Origin of the sequence: Variovorax paradoxus NBRC 15149 (assembly GCF_001591365.1) — a bacterium.
Taxonomy (GTDB): domain Bacteria; phylum Pseudomonadota; class Gammaproteobacteria; order Burkholderiales; family Burkholderiaceae_C; genus Variovorax; species Variovorax paradoxus.
The window spans coordinates 250,603-269,345 of sequence record NZ_BCUT01000002.1 but is presented as its reverse complement, the minus strand read 5'-3'; the positions used below and the strand labels follow the sequence as shown (position 1 = coordinate 269,345).

Below are 18,743 nucleotides of genomic sequence, written 5' to 3'. Positions count from 1 at the left end.
TTCCTTGAAGGGTGGGATGGACCCCATCGATCCTAGGAACGGCCGGCCCTCGGCGGTAGGCATGCGCGAGGGATCACGGCGTTGTCTGCAAGGCACCAATGCGTTCTCGGCCAGGCGCTCTTCAAAGGCTCGGCAGGGGCTTACCAGAGGCTCTCGAGCAGCGCGTCGAGCTTGAGGCTCGCGTTGTTGCCCAGGTCGGCCACTTCGTTGGGATAGTTCTTCTTCAGCAGCCGGGCCACCTCCGGCAGCTTTGCCTTGTCGAGGTCGAAGGCGCCGATGCGGTCCGGCAGGCCGAGCGCGCTGACCACGCCCGCGATCCGGTCGGCCAGCTGCGTGGCGGCATCCGCCTGCGCCGTGCGTGCACCGAAGATCTCGAGCTTGTCGCCGTAAAAATCTGCACAGGCGCGGATGACGGGCGCCAGGGTGATGCAGGAGGTCGCGCTGTGCGGCAGGCCGAAGGTGCCGCCCAGGATGTGGCCGATGCGGTGGCTGAGGCCGTAGATGACCGAGGCCGGCGAGAAGTAGCACTGCCAGGCCGCCAGCTGCAGCTGCAGCAGGTCGTCGGGCGTCACCAGCGCCTTGTCCAGCGCCTCGCGCGTCGCCATGGCGGGCGGCCACTTCTGCAGCACCTTCAGGAATCGCTCCAGGCCGCTGGCCGCCATGATCGCGTGCGGGTGCTCCTTCGTCACCTTGCGCATGCCCTCCACCGCATGGTCCATGCCCTTGATGGCGGAGGACAGCAGCAGCGCGCGCGGCGTGCCGGACACGAGCACGGGGTCGATCACCACCACCTTGGGCACCGTCTCGCGCACCGCGTAGCTGCGCTTGAATTTCTCCGGACCGTCCGTCTCGGTGATGCCGAAGTAGTGGGAGAACTCGGAGCCCGACAGCGTTGTCGGCAAGGCCGCGATGGGCAGGTAGCGCCCGGTCTTCTCATGGTGCAGGTGCGACACCGCCTTGGCCGCGTCGAGCACCGATCCGCCCCCCAGCGCCACGATCGACTCGGCCCCTGCGTGAAGGCAGGCGTCCAGGCCGCCTTGCACCGCCACGTCGGGCACGTGCGCCGGCAATTCCATGAAGCTGCCCACCGACTGCTTCAGGTTGGGCCGCACGCAATCCTGGTAGAGCTTTGTCAGCGGCTCGACGGTGAACGTCATCGGCCGATGGATGCCGTGGTCGCCGAGCCGTGCCACGGCGCCTTGCAGGATGTGCTGGCCCCAGAAAATGCCGTCTTGCGGCAAGCAATTCAAGTGATTCATCTCGATCGGCCTTGTGGAAGTCAGGGCCGACAAGATAGGTCCTCCACCCGCCGCTCACAAGCCGCTCTTTGCCAGACACAGCGTCCATGTCCGTGGACGACGCCGCTGCGCCCGGCGCACGCTTCACTCGAAGCTGCGGGGATGGTCGAATGCCGTGACCACCGGCATTTCCACAGCGAGAAAATCGACCAGCGAACGCACCGCGGGCAGCAGGCCGGTGCGAAACGGAATCAGCGCCGAGATGCGCGCATCGGCCGCCGACCAGTCGGGCAGCAGTTGCTGCAGGGTCCCGTCCCGGAGCTCCGACCTGCAGATGTAGCCCGGAAGCGCAGCGATGCCCAGGCTGGCGCAGGCCGCCTCCTTCAGCGCGACCATGTTGTTGCTCTGGAAGCGCGGGTCGATGGGCATGGCGAGCTCTTCGCCGTGCGGCCCTTTCAGCTGCCACTGCAACGGACCATTGCGCACCATCGCAACGCTCGCGTGCTGGCCAAGGTCCGCGGGGCTCTCGGGCACACCGCTTTGCGCGAGGTACCCCGGGCTTGCGAACAGGTACCAGGGAACATCGGCCAGCGCGCGCTGCACCAGCGTGGAGTTCTGGAGCGATCCCGTGTGCCCGCGTATCGCCAGATCGAAGCCTTCGCCCACCATGTCCACGTAGCGGTCGGTCGCGATCTCGACGATGCGCACCTTGGGATACCGGTTCAGGAAGACGGGAAGAATCTCGCGCAGCGCGAACTGCGCAATCTCCACGGCCGTGGTCAGCCGAATCACGCCGCTGGGTTCGGCCAGGCGCTGGCGCACCGCCTCCTCGGCCACGTCGGAGCTGTGCAGCATCGCGACCGCATACTGGTAGAACTCCTTGCCGATGTCGGTCATGCCGAACTGGCGGGACGTTCGGTTGAGCAGGCGCACGCCCAGGTAACTCTCGAGCTCCTGGACGCGATGGCTCAGCGTCGACTTCGGCAGGCGAAGCGCCGACCCGGCGGCCGTGAAGCCTCCGCGGTCGACGACTTGGACGAAATAGAAGACATCCTTCAGGTCCAGCATCGCAATCCTGGTGAGAGAGCAGGGAGGCCGCCCGGCATACGCAGCGACAGCGCTGCCGCCGAGGATAGCGCTGCGGCTCCCCGTTCGCTATCCCGGTCTCAGGCGGCTTCCGGCACCGGCTGCGCCACGCGCAGCGACCGCGCCACCGTGGCGACGCGCCGGCCCTGGTAGGTCGCGACGGCCAGGTCCTCGGCGCCGGGCATCACCGAATCGCGGTTGGAGACGTGGGTCGCACCGTAGGGCGTGCCCGCCGCGAACATGGCCGGATCGGCATAGCCGAGCGGCACGATGATCAGGCCCAGGTGCGCCATCGGGCCGTAGAGCGACAGCAGCGTCGCCTCGTTGCCGCCGTGCCTGGAAGAGGTCGAGCCGAACACCGAGCCGGCCTTGCCGTTGAGCTTGCCCTGGAACCAGAGGCCGCCGAGCGAATCGATGTAGGCCTTGAGCTCGGCGGCAATGGAGCCGAAGCGCGTCGGCGTGCCGAAGACGATGGCGTCGGCCCAATCGGCGTCCGCCTCGGTCGGGGCTTCGTACTTGGCGTTCATCTCGCTGGCCCGCTCGGACCACTCGGGCACCTGGCGCATGACCTCGGGTGCGACGAACTCCCGCGCGCGGCGAAGGCGCACTTCCGCGCCTTCGGCCATGGCGCCTTGGGCGACGGCCTTGGCAAGAAGCTCGGTGGAGCTGTTGCGGGAATAGAAAGCGATGAGGACCTTGGGTTTGGACATGGGTTGGCCTGTGTTGGAGAAAAAAAGGTGGAAGGTGTCTTGCGTGCCGTCAGACGGCAATGGGCTCCAGGCGCGCAAGCAGTTCGTCCTTGCGCTCGCGCAGCCATGGCGGCAGCTGGAACTCGGCGCCGAAGTGGCCGGGTTCTTCGTCGATGGCAAAGCCGATGTCGGTGGTGGCCGCCTCGAACATCACGCCGCCCGGCATCTTGAAATACATCGAGCGGAAGTAGTTGCGGTTGACCGATTCGGAGGTGTCGATGTGGCCCATCGACATCAGCTTCTCCTTGATCTGCATCTGCTGCTCGACGTTGTCCACCGCGAAGGCCACATGGTGGATCGTGCCCTCACCGTAGATCGACGAGCCCTGCAGGCGGTCCGGCTCGTGCACGAACTCGACGATGGTGCCGGGCTTGCCGTCGGCGGCTTCGAAGCGGTGGTGCGGGCCGGACTGGCCGGCATAGTGGAAGTCCAGCGCCTCCTTCATGAAGATGATGGATTCATCGACCTCGCGCAGCGACAGCGTGATGCTGTGCACGCCCCGGATCGCGAACTCCGCCGGAATGTCGTGCGCAATGCAGGGCGGACGCGTGTCGTTGCCGGAGGCCACCAGATCGAATTCGATGCCGCAGGGGTGCTGGAAGCGTTGGCGCTGCTCGCCGAAGCGCTCGACCACGGCCTTGTCGAAGACCACGCCGCGGGCGCCGAAGCGTTCGCGCCAGAAATCCAGCGACCCCGTGGGAACCGAGTAGTTGATGACCTTGATCTGGCCCGAGCCGCGGCGCCCCTTCACGCCTTTCTGCTTGAAGGGGAACGAGGTGACCAGCGTGCCGGCATCGCCCTGCGCATTGCCGTAGTAGAGGTGGTAGACCGGCTCGTCGCCGTCCAGCAGAACGGTTTTCTTGACCAGGCTCTGGCCCAGCAGCTTCACGTAGAAATCCACGTCTTCCTGTGCGCCGCTGACGCACGCGGTCAGGTGGTGAAAGCCTTTGATGATCGACATGTGAGTACCCTTGTATGGATGTGGTTGGTGGTTATTGGGCGAACGACGCGAATTGCTCGACCGGCGTTTTCTCCAGGGCCATGCGGTTCTCCGGCATGCCGTTGTTGGCCCAGCCCATCGACATGCCGGCAATCACCATCTCGTCCTGGGGAATGCCGAGTTCCGCGCGCAGCAAGTGGTGCTGCAGCGACCAGATCTGCTGCGGGCAGGTGTCCAGGCCCCGGCCCTTGGCGGCCAGCATGACGTTCTGCAGGAAGCAGCCGTAGCAGAGAAAGCTGGCCCATTCGAGGCGGCGGTCCATCGTGAAGATGATCCCGACCGGCGCATCGAAGAACAGGAACTGGCGCTCCACGTCGCGCAGGCGGCCGGCCTTGTCGCTGCGGTGCACGCCTTGCGCATCGCCGAGCTGGCCGCGGAAGGTGTTGAAGCGCGTGCCGTACGGTTCGTGCAGCGGCTGGGGAAAGAAGGGGTATTCCGGCGCCAGCGTGGCATGGTTGGCGCGGAACTCCGCCACGGCAGCCCGGGTGACGCGGTCGCGCGTTTCGCCGGTCACCACATAGCAGCGCCAGGGCTGCGTGTTGCTCGAGCTGGGCGCATGGCTCGCGGTCGACAGGATGTCTTTCACCGTGTCGATGGGAACGGGGCGATCGAGAAAGCCGCGCTTGCTGCGTCGATCCCGGATGAGGTTATCGATGAAAGGTGCCGCATTCATTTCCAGAATCTCCATCAGTAGGTTGGCTGACACGGTTGTCTCTTGAAGTCTTGTTATTGGGTTCACGCGATCTCGTGAACGCTGGGGAAATCGTAGGGAGGCGGCTGGCGCCTGAGAAGCCGTTGCTTCTTGCACGCACGGTCCGGAAATCGCGAACGATCGGGTGTTTCATTTCCCCTGCCGGGCCATGTGCGGGCACGCGGGCGGCGGGTCACCGATGAAGGTGCGCGCCGACCAGAGCTCGGGAAAAGGAATCTCGTCCATCGTGGGCACGAGCCACGCAACGCCTTCGGTGCCGAAGTAGGCCGGCCGCGCACCGAAGGTTCGCCGCGTCGCCATCAGGTGGCGGAATTTCCAGTTGCAGAAGCCCTCGGCGATGTCGGCCAGGGTCTCGCCGAGCTGCTGGAGCTCGATGTTCGCGTTGGGGTCGGCGTAGATCTGGCGCCAGACCTCTTCGACCTCCTTGCGGGGCGTGTAGGGCGCGGCCAGGTCGCGCGCCAGCAATTCGGCCGGCACGCCCAGCCCCCGGCGCCGGAGGAAGGCGAGCACGTCGTCGTACAGGCTGGGTTCGGCCAGCGCCTTGTTGAGCTGTTCCCAGCGATGGGGCTGGGGCTCGAAATGCTGCAGGTGCTCGGCCTGCTTGATGCCCAGCAGATAGACCATCTGCCGGTAGGTCCAGCCTTGCAGCGCCGTGTCCTTGCCGTGCGTGGCGACCGCGCGTGAAAGGATCGCGAGCAGGTCGTTCGGCGTCATCCAGTCGATCGAGCGCCAGATGGCGTCCAGCGGCGCATGGTGCGCAACGACGCGTTGCAACGTGCGCCAGGCCTGCGGGAGGTCGTCGGCCCGCAGGAACGCCTGGGCCGACTGGATCTCCTTGATGATGAGCATCCAGTAGAGCTCGGACACCTGCACATGCACGATCCAGGCGTGCTCGCCCGGGTGGTCGCTGACGGTACGCTGCAGCGAGTGCAAGGTGTCGGTCTGCATCCATGCGCTGTAGGGTGTCTGGCCGGACGCGGGGCGTTCGATGGCCGCAAGGGTGGGGGTGTTGCTCATGGTGTGCTCCTGGTGGTAGGGGGATGCGTCGATGTGCCGGTGTGCATGAGGCCTTCGATCTGCTGTGCGATCTGCAGCAGGGCGCCGTCGCGGCCAGGCTTCGCCACGATCTGCAGCCCGGCGGGCAGGCGGCCGTCGCGGGCGGCAAGGGGAATCGAGATGGCCGGGAACCCCGCGACGTTGAAAGGCGCCGTGTAGGTCATCAGCGCCTCGCGCACGGTGCCCGACCAATGGCCGATATCGATCGATGCCTGATTCACCTGCGGCGCGGTGCAGGGGCAGGTCGGCAGCACGAGGTAGTCGAGCTGCGACATGGCGCGATGCAGCCGGGCGGTGAAGTCGCGCCGCGCCTGCTGCGCGCGCGCGTAGTCGCCCAGCGTGATGCTCTTGGCGCGCTCGAGCCGCTCGATGGTTTCGCGGCCGTAGTGGGTAGCGATGCGATCGGCGGCGTTGCGGCGGAAGTGCTCGACGCCGCCCTCGGTGAGGACGATGTGCGCAAAGGCTTCGAAGACGCCGTCGAACGGTCCGGGCGCATCGACGGTCGTGCACGCAAGGAATTCTCCGAGCTTCGCAACCGCGGTGTCGAACGCGGACGCGACTTCGGCGCTCGGCGGCACGGGCGCGATCTCGCGCACCACCCCGAGGCGCGCAGATGGAGAAGCGGCGTGCTGCGGCATTTCGATGTGGAATGCGCCCGCCAGCAGCGCGACGTCGTCGACCGTCGCGCCAAGAAAGCCCGGGTGGTCCAGCGTCGGTGCCAGTGCAAAGATGCCGCGCGTGGGCAGTGCGCCGAAGCTCGGCTTGAAGCCGACGACCCCGCACAGCGCCGCCGGGATCCGCACCGATCCGCCGGTGTCCGTGCCAAGGCCGGCCGCCACGGCGCCACAGGCAATCGCCGCGGCCGCGCCGCCGCTGGAGCCGCCGGGAATGCGCGTGCGGTCCAGCGGGTTCAAGGTATCGCCGAAGGTGGCGCTGGCCGTGGTCACGCCCCATGCGAACTCATGCGTGGCCGTCTTGCCGACGGGAATGGCGCCGCGCTCGATCAGCGCGCGCACCACGTCGGCGTCGGCGTCCGGAAGGTGCCCCAGGTAGGCGGCCGAGCCGTAGCTGGTTTCGATGCCTTGGGTGTCGATCAGGTCCTTGACGCCGATGGCCAGCCCTTCCAGCGGCCGTTGCCGGCCTTGCGCATAGCGCCTGTCGCTTTCTGCCGCGGCGGCCAGCGCGCCGTCCCGGTCGATCGCGGCGAAGGCGCGCAGGTCGCGCTTGCTGGCCTGTGCGGCCTCGAGTGCCTGCTCGATCAGGGCCACGGCCGTGATGCGCCGGGCGGCCAGGGCGTCGAGCGCGTGGCGCAGGCTGGATGCGGAAGGGACCACGGGAGATGGCGGGCGATCGGCGTTCAAGGTTTTTCTCCGGGCTCGGAAAGCCATGGGGCGGCCGCACCCGCCATCACGGCGTGGCGGGTGAGGAAACGAGAGTGGAAGGCGCAGCGGCTTCGCTGCGCCGCGCGGGACCTCAGGCCGGAACTTCGGACCGGCAGTCCGCCATGGCATCCATGTAGCGGGAATGCGGCATCGAATCGAGCGACGCCTGGATCGCTTCCTTGCACAGGGAAGGCCGCCTGGCCAGCACATCGGCATAGCGCGCGACATGGGGAAGCGCATCCCACATCGACCCCAGGCCGAGATAGTTCAGGCGCACCAGGTTGACGCCCCAGAACGCATCGGCCAGGGAGAAGGCGTTTCCGTTCAGGCAGGCGAACGAACCTGCGGCCAGGTCGCGCTCCAGGCCGATCAGCAGTTGCCTCGTCTGCTCGCGCGCGGCGCGTTGGAAGGCCGGATCGCGGCACACTTTCTTGCCGCCGCTTTCCTTCACGATCTTGGCGCGGTAGGCCGCCACCAGCTCGGGCTCGCCGGCGTTGTCGGCAATCAGGCGCTCCAGCGCCATGACCTTGTAGTCGTAGACCGTCTGCATCGAAGCCTTGAGCGCTTCGGGCCGCAGATCCGCATCCGGATGAAAGCCGTAGAGCAGCGCGCCGTTCGCAATCCTGTCGACGATGCCGACCTGGCGCATCACCTCGGCGCGCGCATCGGGTGCATCGGGAACGAGCTGGACCGGCTCGTGCGATACGCTGTCGAGGTAGATGCAGATGCGCTGCGAATCGGCGAGCACGCGGCCGGTGTCGTAGTCGACGAGCAATGGCACCACGCAGGGATCGAAGCCTTCCGTTTCGACCGATGTCCGTCCGCTGTAGCCGCTGACGTATTCGCTGTGGAGCTCGCGCGCGGCAACCAGGCGCAGGCGGATGTAGGCGGGGCTGTAGTGTTCGGCCGCCACCAATCCGTCGCTTTCCATGGTGCTCAGGATCCGCATGTCGTTGGAGCGGTACGAGAACGCCTTCTCGTGCAGCACCGTGCGCACCTTCTGCGAGCACAGCGAGCTTGCCGCATGGAAGAGCTCGAAGCGGGGTTCCGAACGGCCGCCCACGATGGTGGCGCGGGCGGGGTCCGCCAGGGTGGCACGCGCGGCGGCGGCCATTTGGATCAGGGAGGCACGACTCGTCATCACATTCCTCATCTGCCTGCGCGGCAGGCACACCAGCCAACAATCAATGAGCGGTTTTGCGTTCGATCCGGTTCAGGAAGAACGTAGGCAAATCGTAGGGAGGCGAGGGGTGGTTGAGAAGGCGTCGGACCTTGTACGCACGGTCCCGGAATGCCGAACGATAAAGGGAGCGGCTCAGCGGCGGGCGGCCTGGCCGTCTTCGGGAATCAGCGGCACCCAGCCGCGCTGGCCGTGCACGCGCACCAGCCACTCGCGGATGCCGGCAAAGCGCGCCATGTCGTAGCCGCCCTGGCCGGCCAGCGAAACGTAGGCCGAGAGTGCGAGGTCGGCCACGGTGTAGTGATCGCCGACGAGCCATGCATGGCCGAGCAGCCACTGCTCCAGCTTTTCGAGGCCTGCGTACCCCTCGGCCTGGAGCCGCTCGATGTCCTGCTGCCTTTCATGCGCAAGGCCGTGCAAGTGGAGCACGCGCGGGACGGCAATGGCCTTCTGGAGGTCGGCCTGCTCGAAGAAGAGCCAGCCCGTGACTTCCGCTCGCGGATACGGATCGTCGGGAAGGTAGGGCGTGCCTTGGGCAAGATGCAGCAGGATCGCGCCCGATTCGACGATGGGGCGCCCATCGTCGAGCACGAGCACCGGCACGCGTGAGAAACGGCTGATCTGGCGAAACGCGGATTCGCGCGTCTCGCCTTTCTGCAGGTCGAGCGTGACGCGGTCGTACGCCAGGCCCAGCTGGCTCAGCAGGATGCGGATCTTCCACGAGTTGCCCGACAGGCGGCTGTCATAGAGACGCAGCATGGTTGACTCCGTCAAGTGGTGGCCCGCGAAGGCCGTCCGCGGATTTTCGCTGGAGAAAGCCGTTGCCGCTACCGAGGCGCCGGAAAGTTCAGCGCGGCTGCAGATGAAGGGCCAGGAAGGCTGCGGTCCTGCCGTTGGCCAGGGCCGCCGCTTCGGCGTCGTAGGCGATGCCGCGGTGCCGTGCAAAGGCGTGGCCGCGATCCGGGTAGCTGTAGACCTGCACCTGCGGGCGCCCCTTCAAGGCAGCCGATATCTCCCGTTGTGCGTCGGCCGGGATGTATTCGTCTTTTTCCGCGAGGTGAACGCTCAGCGGGCTGGCGATCTGGTCCGCTTCCCGGAGGTACTTGTCGGCGTTGCCGGGGTAGTAGGCCACCACTGCGTCGGGGCCCACGCGTGCGGCCGTGAGGAAGGCCAGCAGGCCGCCGAGGCAGTAGCCGACCACGCCGACTTTGCTCGTGGCGTCCGGCATGGCACGGGCGACCTGCAGGGCGGCGGCGATGTCGTTCACACCGGCATCGAGATCGAAGGCGTTGTACAGCGCCAGGGCCCGCGCGCGTTCCGCTTCCGTGCGGTCGGTGAGGTCGACGCCCGGCGCGATTCGCCAGAACAGGTCGGGGCAGATGGCCAGATAGCCTTGCGCCGCGAGTTCGTCGCAGGACTGGCGCATGTCGGCATTGACTCCGAAGACTTCGTGAATGACGACGATGGCTGGCGCGGGAAGTTTCTGCGGACGGGCGACGTACGCGGTGAAGCTGCCGCGGGTGGTGGTGATTTGCAGCGGGTCGTGCATTGCTTTTCCTTGGATGCCTGCTCAGGCGCTGAGCCAGAGCGCGACGTTGCGCACGTACTGCTTCGTGGAGCGAAGCGCTTCGGAGAAGCGGATGATTCCATCGCCGGCCGGTTCCGCCACGAAGGAAGGACAACCGGCCGAAGGGTCCCAGTTGTAGTCGGCGAAATGATGAAAGGTCGACTGCGCGATGGCCCGACCACCGTGCTCGGAGCGCTCGAACGCGACCGCGATGTTGTAGCGCCTGCCGGACACCGAGCTCTGCCCTTCCATGACGACGCGGCAACTCGAATCGCCGGGCGGTACGCCGACCGTGCCTTCATGCGGATGCGCGGGCAGGTACTGGATCACACCCGTGGCCGAGCGCCTGTCGCGCATCACCGGGTGAATGCTGCCGACCGATCGGATGCGCTGGTAGTCGCCGTTCGCGCCCGAGTGGTAGTTGGGCCACGAGATGGCTCCCGAGAACGGGTTGTCGACGCATTGGCGATTCGTATCGGGCTCGCAGTTGCGGCTGTGGAAGTGATGCGCGGCGCCGACGCCGCTCAGGTTGCATATCGAACTGCCCAAGTCCATGTGGTCGCGCGTGACCATGAGGCCGCCGCCGCGACGGCGGAATCGGCTGATGCTTGCGCAATCTTCCGGTGTCAGGCCGTCGCCGGTGTCGACGGCAAAGAGCCAGAGCTGGTCGAAGTCCGATTCATCCAGCGTCGACAGCACGGGGTCGGGAGCCGCGCGCGGCGCGCGGTCGCGGGCGGTCACCCGGAAGGCGGGCCGACCGTCGTCGTCCTGCAGCTGCGAGAGAAACGAACTCAGGCGACTGAAGCGCGCAATGTTCCAGTCGTCCGGGTCTCCTTCGATGGTGGTTTGCAGCAATAGATTCAGCATGGTGCAAGTTCGAGGTCGGTCAGTCGTGTGCGTGGTTCAGCTCTTGAGGAAGGTGAGCAGGTCCGCATTGATCTTGTCCTGCATCGTGGCGGTGAGCCCGTGCGGCGCACCGGGGTAGTAGATCGCCCTGGCGCCCTTGATCAGCTGCACGGACTTCTTCGCCGAGTCGTGGATGGGCACGATCTGGTCGTCCTCGCCGTGCATGACCAGGGTGGGCACATCGATCTTCTTCAGGTCTTCGGTGAAGTCGGTTTCGGAGAAGGCCTTGATGCACTCGTAGGAGTTCTTCTGCCCGCATTGCATGCTCCAGAGCCAGAACTGGTCCAGGATGCCCTGCGACACCTTCGCGCCCGGGCGGTTGGCGCCGAAGAACGGGATGGCGAACTCCTTGTAGAACTGCGAGCGGTCGCCGGCGACCCCGGCGCGAAGGCCGTCGAACACTTCGATCGCCAGGCCTTCGGGATTCGCCGCGGACTTGAGCATGACCGGCGGCACTGCGCCGATGAGCACAGCCTTGACCACGCGCTTGCTGCCGTGGCGCCCGATGTAGCGCGCCACCTCGCCGCCGCCGGTGGAGTGGCCGACCATCGTGACCTTCTTCAGGTCGAGCGCCTCAAACAGAACCGCGAGGTCGTCGGCATAGCCGTTCATGTCGTTGCCCGACGAAGACTGGCTCGAGCGGCCGTGCCCGCGTCGGTCGTGCGCGATGACGCGAAAGCCGTTGCGCGCCAGGAAGAGCATCTGTCCGTCCCATGCGTCGGCGTTGAGCGGCCAGCCGTGGGAGAAGGTGACGACGGGACCTTCGCCCCAGTCCTTGTAGTAGATCTGCGTGCCGTCGGGGGTGGTGATGGTGCTGCCAGTCCTCGAGGGGCTCGGAGTTTGGGTCGGCCGGATGCGGGTTGCTGCGCCGGCTGCGTCCTGCATGCCGAAAGCGAGGGTGCCGGTGGCGACGGCAGCGCCAGTCGCAATCAGGTGTCGGCGCGAAGGATTCTGTGTGGTCTTCATGGTTTCCTGCGGTTGAAATTGAAACGTCGGACCACGGTGCGCGAGCGCTGCGTCAGAGCCCGTGGAACGATTGAAATGCTAGGTTCGTCGAAGGCGAGGGGGTAGGCCTGCGCAGGGACTCACGCTGTTGTCGCCTCGGCACCAATCCCGGCGTCGGCGTGCAGCTTCGGGCTGAGGTCGGTGAGGCAGTCCAGGTCGGCGGCCCGGATCTTCGAGGTCATGAAGTCGATGAACACGCGCATGCGCGAAGGCAGGTGCTGCCGGCTCAGGTAGCAGATGTAGTGACCGCTGTCGTCGGGTGCGTACTGTGTCAGGCACGGGACCAGCGCACCCATTCTCAGCGCCTCGCAGGCTAGGTAGCCCGGCAGCTGGGCGATGCCGTGGCCGTCGAGCACGGCCTGCAGCACCAGGTCCGCGTCGTTGTAGGTGAGCTTGGCCTGTGGCACGAGCTTGCGTGGATGGCCCCCGACCTTGAACTCCCACTCGAAGATGCGACCGGATGAAAAGCGGAAGTTGATGCACTCGTGCTGGGCCAGGGCTTCCATGCTGTCGGGCAGTCCGTGGGCCGCTTGGTAGGCGGGGGAGGCGCACAGCAGCAGCTGCATCGGGATGATCTGCTTGGCGATGATCTGGGCGTCTTCCATGCGGCCGTTGCGAAACGCGATGTCGACACGGTCGGAGGTGAAGTCGGTCGGCTTGTCGTTCAGCAACAGGTCGATGGTGACCTCTGGGTAGGTCGCGCGAAATTCGCCCAGCAGGGGTGCGACGACCCGGCGGCCGAACCCGACTGCGGCGTTGATGCGCAGATGCCCGCGGGGCGGGCCTTGCCGCAGGTCACGCATTTCTTCCACGGCCTGGACGATCCGGTCGACCCCGGTGTGGCAATTGGCGTAGAAGAGGTCGCCTTCGCGCGTGAGCGTGGTGCTTCGCGTGGTGCGCAGGAAGAGCCGGACGTTCAGCTGGTCTTCCAGCTTCTGGACGCTGCGGCTCACGGCCGAGCGACCGATGCCCAGCCGGTCGGCGGCCCGTGCGAAGCTGCCTTCCGTGACGACGGCGATGAAGGCGACCACCCCGGCATAGCTGGTGGCGAAGCTGGAGGCCAGCGGATCCGCGCGTGGCGCGAGGGGGATGGAAGAGGGCGAAGGGAGGGCAGAGGTTGTCATGAGTCGGCTTCTCGGTTCGAGGGATCGGGAGTCCCGGATCCCCCATGAAAGCGAAGTGGTCACTCTGCGCGCAAAGCGGTGCCGGGGCCAGTTAAGCCCTGTCAATGTTTGTTATGGCCGGCTATCCGGCGCCGTACGCATGCGACGGATGCGGCCGTGGAGTCTTTCAGTTCCGGGAGAGTGCGCTGCGCAGTGCGCGGGCTTGCGCAAGGCCGGGGTGCTCGCCCCGAGGTGCCGCGCGCGCGCAGACCTCGTCCAGCAGGTCGAGGGCGTCCTTCGCCTTGCCCCGGCGAACCCACAGCTGGGAGGCGCTGATCGCCGCACGAAATTCCCATCCCAGCGCGCCTTGCTGCCTGGCGGTGCCGATGGCACGCAGGTAGAACGCCTCGGCTTCATCGTCGAGGCCGCGCTGCTCGCAACGCCGGCCCGCAGCGCGCCAGGTCTCGGCCGCGCTCCATTGGCCGTGCCCGGCACCGGCGCGCGCGATCGTCTCGTCGTCGATCCAGTCGGCGCAGAAGGTCACCAGCATTTCCTTGCGTGGCGCGTCGAAATCGTCGAGTTGCTGCGCGACTCGGCGAACATGGCGGTCCCGGTCGTCCGCGGTGCGCGCCTGCAGGCCCAGCGCATAGCAGTGTGCCCACTGGTGCCAGTACGCCAGCCCTCTGCGCTGGGCCTCGTCCAGCAGCATGCGAACCCATTTGCGCGCCAGTTCCAGCTCGCCCGACCAGAGGGCGACGGGGCATGTGCCGAACAGCGCGAAGCACAGAGACAGCGCATTGCCCCCGGCCTCGGCGAGAGCCACCGCTCGGGTGGCGGTAGCCATGGCCTTCGCCGCATCGCCCTGGAGCCAGAGCGTGCGGGCCAGCAAGGCATTCGATGCGACGGCGGCATCGACCTGGAACAAGTTGACGGGCGTCTGGCGCACGGTGCTGCCCACAAGGATCGCCGCCTGGGCGCCGGCACTCGCCGCAGAAAAATCCCCGCAGAAGTGACTCGCCAGCGCGGTCATTCGGTGCGCCAGGTTGAGCGCGGCGGGGTCGGGCGTCGATTGCGCGAATTCGAACAGCACCTGCGAGTGGTGCAACGCGGCCGCATACTCGCCGCGGATCGCATGCAGCACGCAGATGCCCCAGCGGGCCTGAAGCTCCAGCACGACCGAGCTGGCCGACATGGCGACAGCAAGCGCCCGATCGTAGGCGGCGCCCATTTCCGGTACCGGTCCCCGTGTGTGCCACAGCGCATTGCCCAGTGCGATCTGCAGCCAGGCCTCTGTCTCCGTGCCCGTGCCCGGCTGTTGCGCGAGGCACGCGAGCGCGGCGATGACCCGGTCACGGTACTCCTCGACCTGCGAGACGTGAAACCACAGGGGCGCCGAAGCGATGGTGAGCGCGGCGCCGGTCTCCCAATCGTCCTGCTGCGCCAGGCAGTCGTCCAACGCACTGCGCACGTCGTCCAGCCGGTGCGCGTAGCGCGCGTTCCAGGCCTGCACGGTGAGTTCGCCCGAATCCGAGGTCGCGGCGCCCATCAGCTCGCGCATGAAGAGCGCATGGCGCCGCCGCATTGCCGGGCCTTCATCGGTTTGCGCGAGAAGCGCGGCGGCGTAGCTTCGCGTCGTGTCGAGCAGCCGGTAGGGCGCGATGGCGTCGCTGTTGTCGAACGACACCAGCGACTTGTTCGCCAGCGAGATCAATGCATCGAACGCCACTTCGGAGTCCATGTCCGCCCGGGTGACGCTCAGCGCCGACTCGACATCGAAGCGCCCCCGGAAGACCGAGAGCCGCCGGAAGAGCCGCAGTTCCGCATCGTCCAGCAGCGCGATGCTCCAGTCCAGCGCCGCCGCGAGCGTGCTGTGCCGGGGCAGGACGGCCCTGCTGCCCGCGGAATAGAGCCGCATGTGGTCATTCAGCCGGAACGCAAGATCGCCGATCGGCTGCACGCCCAGGCGTGCAGCCACCAGTTCGATGGCGAGCGGGATGCCGTCCACCTGCCGGGCGACTGCGGCGAGCAGCCGGCCATCGGAATCCTCGAACGCGCGGGCACCCACGGCCTTCGCACGCTCGACCAGCAGTTCGACCGCCGGCGACGCCATGGCTTCGGCCAGGTCGGCACACTGCGCGTCGGGCACCGCGAGCGGCGACAGCCGCTCGACGTGTTCTCCCTCGATGCGAATGGCCTCCCGGCTGGTTGCGAGGACGCGCAGGTCGGGCAGGGCGCCGAGCAGTTCGGCGATGAGCGGCGCCAGTGCGTCCAGCATGTGCTCGCAGTTGTCGATCAGCAGGAGCACATCGCGGTCCGCCAGCCTCTGGAGGATGGCCCGCGTCGTGTCGGGGGTGTCCGGCGGCGCGCCGAGCGACCGGGCCACCGTGCTCGCCAGATGGGCCTGCGAGACCAGCGGCGAGAGATCGATGAAGGCCAATTGCATGGCCGTGCGTTCAGCATGGCAATCGGCCGCATGGATGGCGACACGGGTCTTCCCGATGCCGCCGGCGCCGACGATGGTGACCAGCCGGCGCGTGGCGAGCGCCGCCAGCACGCGCGCCATGTCGGCGTCGCGGCCCACAAGCCGGGTGAGGCGCTCCGGCAGCTTCGCGAACGCCAGGGCCGCCGCCCCCGGCCGATCCTCGGTCGGCATGCCGACCTGTTCGCGAAAAACCGTTCCATTGAACCGGTAGCCGCGCAGGGGAATGTTCGAAATCCATTCCTTGCAGTTGTCCCCGTCTTGCGGCTCCCCCAAGGCCTTGCGGAGCGCGGAGATGTGGACCCGCACACTGGACTCCTCGACCACCACCCCGGCCCAGACGGTGGCGAGCAGCTCGTCCTTGCCCACGACTTCGCCCACGCGCCTGAGCAGTTGCAGCAGCAGTTCGAACGAGCGGGAGCCCAGGCGCACGCTCTGCCCGAGTCTTTCGAGCCGGCGCTGGGCCTCCCAGACGATGAACGCGCCAAAGCGCCAGCGGACCTCGCTCGGCCCCTGCGACGCGCCGGCATGCGCCTGCGATGACGTGGAGCGCGCCGCGATGCCGTACATGTCACCCACTCGTCAGCCCTCGCAACGCCCGCGCCGCGGGCAGGCCCGTGCGGCGTCGGACGGCGACGACCCGCTTGCTCGCGTTGGGAAATGCCTCGAGCGCAGATTTTTTCATTCGATGATCCAGTCAAGAAGATGAAGGCCGCAGCCATTCGGGCCGCACGAGATACAAGACGGCCGGACGCCGGGTTTTGTGACAGGGGCCGCGATCCGGGCCTTGCATGGGCAGCAATCGCCGCCGTCGGCGATGTCGGGCGATTGCATGCGATGAGGGGTTGTTCAGGAACCCGGTCCGGGTGAACGAAGCGTCCTGAGATCACGAACGATGTGCCGCGGCCGGCCCTGGCCGATTGGTGTTCCGCCGGCAACACGGTGCGCCACCGCAGCGCCCTTCTGCGAGGAGATGCGGCTGCCTACGATCGGTGCCATCGCGAAGAACCAGAGAACAACATCGTTCATCACCGAGGCCCCCTGCCGCGATGAATCCGGGGTGGCCGCATCAAGAAGCACGGATTCCTCGTGGAGCTTTATCACACCAGGGGCGCGCAAGCCGCCCTTCAGACCCCGCACGACGTTCGAGCCGCTACGAGCTTGCGCTGTACGACCCGGGACCGGGCGCTGGCCGTCATCTCGCACGAACTCAGGCAGCCCCTGAATGTCATTCAGATGAACGCCTGCCTGCTGCAGCGCCTGCCCGCATCCGCGGAGCCCTCGCAACTGCAGGGCATCGCCCAGGCGATGCAGCGCGCCATCGAAAGCCAGAAGCGGCTCATCGACGACCTGCTCGATTTCTCGCGCCTGCGAACCGGCAAGCTGGCGCTGCGCCGCGCGGAGGTCGACTTCGGCGCACTCGCGCTGGACCTTGTCGCCGCATTCGGTGCGCGCTGGCCTTCGGGACGCTTGCGCGCCCAGATGCAGGCGGCCGATCCGTTGATCTGCCATGCCGACCCGGTGCGGCTGGAGCAGGTCGTGGGCAACCTGCTGGACAACGCGATGAAGTTCTCGCCCGCCGGCGCAGAGGTTCAGGTGCGCCTGTCCTCCGAGGATGGCTTTGCCCGGCTTGCGGTGGCGGACACCGGCTGCGGCATCGCGCGCGAGTTCCTGCCGCATGTCTTCGGCATGTTCTGCCAGGCCGGCACCGGGGAGGGTGGCTCGCGAGGTGGGCTGGGCATCGGCCTCGCGCTGGTCCACAGCCTTGCAGTCGCTCATGGAGGTTTCGTGAAGGCGACCTCCGCGGGGCTGGGACGCGGCGCCGAGTTCAACGTGTGGCTTCCTCTTCATCGACGCGCCTGACGGCGTGCCGCACATTGATGCCCGGCATGCAACACGGCAGTACCTCTTGCATGCCTACCGCAACCGAGATGCGAAACCTAGCATTCGAACCGTGCCGCGATGTTCGCGAACCGGAGCCCAGCCGTCCTGAGGCCAGGGCCATGGCGCCCTCGAGGAGTCACCATGACGCAGCGCATTCATCCCCTTGCGCAACCGGGCGCATCGCGCCGCACCCTCAAGGCACGCGCGCAGGCCGTGCAGGCAGCCGCGGACGCCGCGCCGCGAGGCGCGATCGACCGGGTCTGGAGCGCCGCATACATGAGCATCTCGCTGCTGGCCATCGTGGCCGCCTGCGCAATTGCGGGCGGTGAGGCGGCGAACGCGGAGCTCCGTTTTGCCACCGTGGCCACGAGTGCGCCGCCGCTCGTGCGATGCATCCCGCATGGCGCGCGAAATTTTCAAATCAGGCCATCCATTCAACAAAGGAAATCAGCATGAAAAATCTCTCCAGTCTTGCACGCGCATTCACAGCCATCGGCATCCTGGCGCTGCACCTGTCGGCACCTGCAGGCGCGGCCACATCGGGCGCGCCGGCAAAGCCCACTGTCGTGCTGGTCCACGGCGCCTTCGCCGAATCGGCCAGCTGGAACGAGGTGGTGCGCGACCTTCGTGCGCGCAGCTTTCCCGTTGTCGCGGCCGCCAATCCGCTGCGCGGCGTGAAGTCCGACGCGGACTATGTGGCTGCCCTCGTGGGGTCGATCCCCGGGCCGGTCGTGCTGGTCGGGCATTCGTACGGCGGCTTGGTGATTTCCGCTGCGGCGATTGGAAAGCCCAATGTCCAGGCCCTGGTCTTCGTGGCTGCGTTCGCCCCCGAAGTGGGCGAATCGGCGGCCGACCTGTCGGGCAAGTTTCCCGGCAGCACGCTCGGCTCGGCGCTGGCGGCGCCGGTGCTCCTGCCGGACGGCGCCAAGGACCTCTACATCCTGCAGGACAAGTTCGGCAAGCAATTCGCCGAAGACGTGCCGCCGGCGCTCGCCCGGTTAATGGCCGTGTCGCAGCGCCCCATCACAGAGGGCGCCCTGGGCGAAGCGTCGCCTGCCGCCGCCTGGAAGAACCTGCCCTCCTGGTTCATCTACGGCGACCGCGACAAGAACATTCCGGCTGCCGCGCAGGCCTTCATGGCCGAGCGTGCCAAGTCGATGAAGACGGTCGTGGTCAAGGGCGCTTCCCACGTGGTCATGATCTCGCGGCCGAAGCTGGTGGCCCGGCTGATCGTCGAAGCCGCTGACGCGGTCGCGGTCGCGACGGCAATGCCCTGAATGACTTCGGCGCGTCGGTCCCCAGGGGTGCCGTGGTGTTGTCCTTGGTGCATCCGGATCCTTAACAAGGCTTGACACGGTTTAACTGGCGACGCGATCGCCAACTGCACAGACTTCCA

At 67.1% G+C, this 18,743-nt stretch carries 17 protein-coding genes; 3 read left to right on the top strand and 14 right to left on the bottom strand.

Annotated elements, in window-relative coordinates:
- Positions 1-140 precede the first annotated feature (140 nt).
- The 14 genes from VPA02S_RS16095 to VPA02S_RS16030 form a co-directional block, all read right to left on the bottom strand.
- The gene (locus tag VPA02S_RS16095) at positions 141-1,259 is read right to left on the bottom strand and encodes an iron-containing alcohol dehydrogenase (protein ID WP_062364773.1); all 1,119 of its coding nucleotides are present in this window, start codon (positions 1,257-1,259) and stop codon (positions 141-143) included.
- A gap of 123 nt (positions 1,260-1,382) precedes the next feature.
- Positions 1,383-2,306 carry a LysR substrate-binding domain-containing protein gene (locus VPA02S_RS16090; RefSeq protein ID WP_015865477.1) on the bottom strand — a complete coding sequence of 308 codons (924 nt, stop codon included), beginning with the start codon at positions 2,304-2,306 and terminating at the stop codon, positions 1,383-1,385.
- A 98-nt stretch (positions 2,307-2,404) separates the two neighbouring features.
- The gene (gene wrbA, locus VPA02S_RS16085) at positions 2,405-3,034 is read right to left on the bottom strand and encodes an NAD(P)H:quinone oxidoreductase (protein ID WP_015865476.1); all 630 of its coding nucleotides are present in this window, start codon (positions 3,032-3,034) and stop codon (positions 2,405-2,407) included.
- Between the two features lie 49 nt (positions 3,035-3,083).
- On the bottom strand, positions 3,084-4,034 hold the full coding sequence (locus VPA02S_RS16080) for a ring-cleaving dioxygenase (protein ID WP_062364772.1): 951 nt from the start codon (positions 4,032-4,034) through the stop codon (positions 3,084-3,086).
- 31 nt (positions 4,035-4,065) lie between these two features.
- On the bottom strand, positions 4,066-4,746 hold the full coding sequence (locus tag VPA02S_RS16075) for a nitroreductase (protein ID WP_062365376.1): 681 nt from the start codon (positions 4,744-4,746) through the stop codon (positions 4,066-4,068).
- Between the two features lie 168 nt (positions 4,747-4,914).
- Entirely contained in the window at positions 4,915-5,802 is an 888-nt protein-coding gene (locus VPA02S_RS16070) for a tryptophan 2,3-dioxygenase (RefSeq protein ID WP_015865473.1), read from the bottom strand.
- Entirely contained in the window at positions 5,799-7,202 is a 1,404-nt protein-coding gene (locus VPA02S_RS16065) for an amidase (RefSeq protein ID WP_062364771.1), read from the bottom strand. The genes VPA02S_RS16070 and VPA02S_RS16065 overlap by 4 nt, the downstream gene beginning before the upstream one ends.
- 112 nt (positions 7,203-7,314) lie before the next feature.
- The gene (locus tag VPA02S_RS16060) at positions 7,315-8,337 is read right to left on the bottom strand and encodes a glutathione S-transferase family protein (RefSeq protein WP_018904414.1); all 1,023 of its coding nucleotides are present in this window, start codon (positions 8,335-8,337) and stop codon (positions 7,315-7,317) included.
- 201 nt (positions 8,338-8,538) lie between these two features.
- Positions 8,539-9,162, bottom strand: coding sequence for a glutathione S-transferase family protein (locus VPA02S_RS16055; RefSeq protein WP_015865470.1), 624 nt, complete (start codon positions 9,160-9,162; stop codon positions 8,539-8,541).
- A gap of 88 nt (positions 9,163-9,250) precedes the next feature.
- Positions 9,251-9,952 carry a dienelactone hydrolase family protein gene (locus VPA02S_RS16050; protein ID WP_062364770.1) on the bottom strand — a complete coding sequence of 234 codons (702 nt, stop codon included), beginning with the start codon at positions 9,950-9,952 and terminating at the stop codon, positions 9,251-9,253.
- A 21-nt stretch (positions 9,953-9,973) separates the two neighbouring features.
- Positions 9,974-10,837, bottom strand: coding sequence for a hypothetical protein (locus VPA02S_RS16045; protein ID WP_015865468.1), 864 nt, complete (start codon positions 10,835-10,837; stop codon positions 9,974-9,976).
- Positions 10,838-10,873: 36 nt separating this feature from the next.
- Positions 10,874-11,842, bottom strand: a complete 969-nt coding sequence (locus VPA02S_RS16040) for an alpha/beta fold hydrolase (protein ID WP_015865467.1) — start codon at positions 11,840-11,842, stop codon at positions 10,874-10,876.
- A 119-nt stretch (positions 11,843-11,961) separates the two neighbouring features.
- Positions 11,962-13,005, bottom strand: coding sequence for a LysR family transcriptional regulator (locus tag VPA02S_RS16035; protein ID WP_062364769.1), 1,044 nt, complete (start codon positions 13,003-13,005; stop codon positions 11,962-11,964).
- A 166-nt stretch (positions 13,006-13,171) separates the two neighbouring features.
- Positions 13,172-16,033, bottom strand: coding sequence for an ATP-binding protein (locus tag VPA02S_RS16030; RefSeq protein ID WP_062364768.1), 2,862 nt, complete (start codon positions 16,031-16,033; stop codon positions 13,172-13,174).
- A gap of 519 nt (positions 16,034-16,552) precedes the next feature.
- On the opposite strand from VPA02S_RS16030, the gene VPA02S_RS16025 reads away from it, so the two are divergent.
- From VPA02S_RS16025 to VPA02S_RS16015, 3 genes are all read left to right on the top strand, one after another.
- Positions 16,553-17,326: a sensor histidine kinase gene (locus VPA02S_RS16025; protein WP_081247557.1), complete on the top strand. Its 774-nt coding sequence runs from the start codon at positions 16,553-16,555 to the stop codon at positions 17,324-17,326.
- 162 nt (positions 17,327-17,488) lie between these two features.
- Positions 17,489-17,803, top strand: coding sequence for a hypothetical protein (locus VPA02S_RS16020; RefSeq protein WP_015865464.1), 315 nt, complete (start codon positions 17,489-17,491; stop codon positions 17,801-17,803).
- The gene (locus VPA02S_RS16015; RefSeq protein WP_015865463.1) at positions 17,800-18,624 is read left to right on the top strand and encodes an alpha/beta fold hydrolase; all 825 of its coding nucleotides are present in this window, start codon (positions 17,800-17,802) and stop codon (positions 18,622-18,624) included. The genes VPA02S_RS16020 and VPA02S_RS16015 overlap by 4 nt, the downstream gene beginning before the upstream one ends.
- Positions 18,625-18,743: the final 119 nt, after the last annotated feature.

What these genes read in the sequence shown, in the direction of transcription:
- VPA02S_RS16095 (WP_062364773.1), bottom strand. Translation starts at nt 1,259, where the DNA reads ATGAATCACTTGAATTGCTTGCCGCAAGACGGCATTTTCTGGGGCCAG.
- VPA02S_RS16090 (WP_015865477.1), bottom strand. Translation starts at nt 2,306, where the DNA reads ATGCTGGACCTGAAGGATGTCTTCTATTTCGTCCAAGTCGTCGACCGC.
- wrbA (WP_015865476.1), bottom strand. Translation starts at nt 3,034, where the DNA reads ATGTCCAAACCCAAGGTCCTCATCGCTTTCTATTCCCGCAACAGCTCC.
- VPA02S_RS16080 (WP_062364772.1), bottom strand. Translation starts at nt 4,034, where the DNA reads ATGTCGATCATCAAAGGCTTTCACCACCTGACCGCGTGCGTCAGCGGC.
- VPA02S_RS16075 (WP_062365376.1), bottom strand. Translation starts at nt 4,746, where the DNA reads ATGAATGCGGCACCTTTCATCGATAACCTCATCCGGGATCGACGCAGC.
- VPA02S_RS16070 (WP_015865473.1), bottom strand. Translation starts at nt 5,802, where the DNA reads ATGAGCAACACCCCCACCCTTGCGGCCATCGAACGCCCCGCGTCCGGC.
- VPA02S_RS16060 (WP_018904414.1), bottom strand. Translation starts at nt 8,337, where the DNA reads ATGGCCGCCGCCGCGCGTGCCACCCTGGCGGACCCCGCCCGCGCCACC.
- VPA02S_RS16055 (WP_015865470.1), bottom strand. Translation starts at nt 9,162, where the DNA reads ATGCTGCGTCTCTATGACAGCCGCCTGTCGGGCAACTCGTGGAAGATC.
- VPA02S_RS16050 (WP_062364770.1), bottom strand. Translation starts at nt 9,952, where the DNA reads ATGCACGACCCGCTGCAAATCACCACCACCCGCGGCAGCTTCACCGCG.
- VPA02S_RS16045 (WP_015865468.1), bottom strand. Translation starts at nt 10,837, where the DNA reads ATGCTGAATCTATTGCTGCAAACCACCATCGAAGGAGACCCGGACGAC.
- VPA02S_RS16040 (WP_015865467.1), bottom strand. Translation starts at nt 11,842, where the DNA reads ATGAAGACCACACAGAATCCTTCGCGCCGACACCTGATTGCGACTGGC.
- VPA02S_RS16035 (WP_062364769.1), bottom strand. Translation starts at nt 13,005, where the DNA reads ATGACAACCTCTGCCCTCCCTTCGCCCTCTTCCATCCCCCTCGCGCCA.
- VPA02S_RS16030 (WP_062364768.1), bottom strand. Translation starts at nt 16,033, where the DNA reads ATGTACGGCATCGCGGCGCGCTCCACGTCATCGCAGGCGCATGCCGGC.
- VPA02S_RS16020 (WP_015865464.1), top strand. Translation starts at nt 17,489, where the DNA reads ATGACGCAGCGCATTCATCCCCTTGCGCAACCGGGCGCATCGCGCCGC.
- VPA02S_RS16015 (WP_015865463.1), top strand. Translation starts at nt 17,800, where the DNA reads ATGAAAAATCTCTCCAGTCTTGCACGCGCATTCACAGCCATCGGCATC.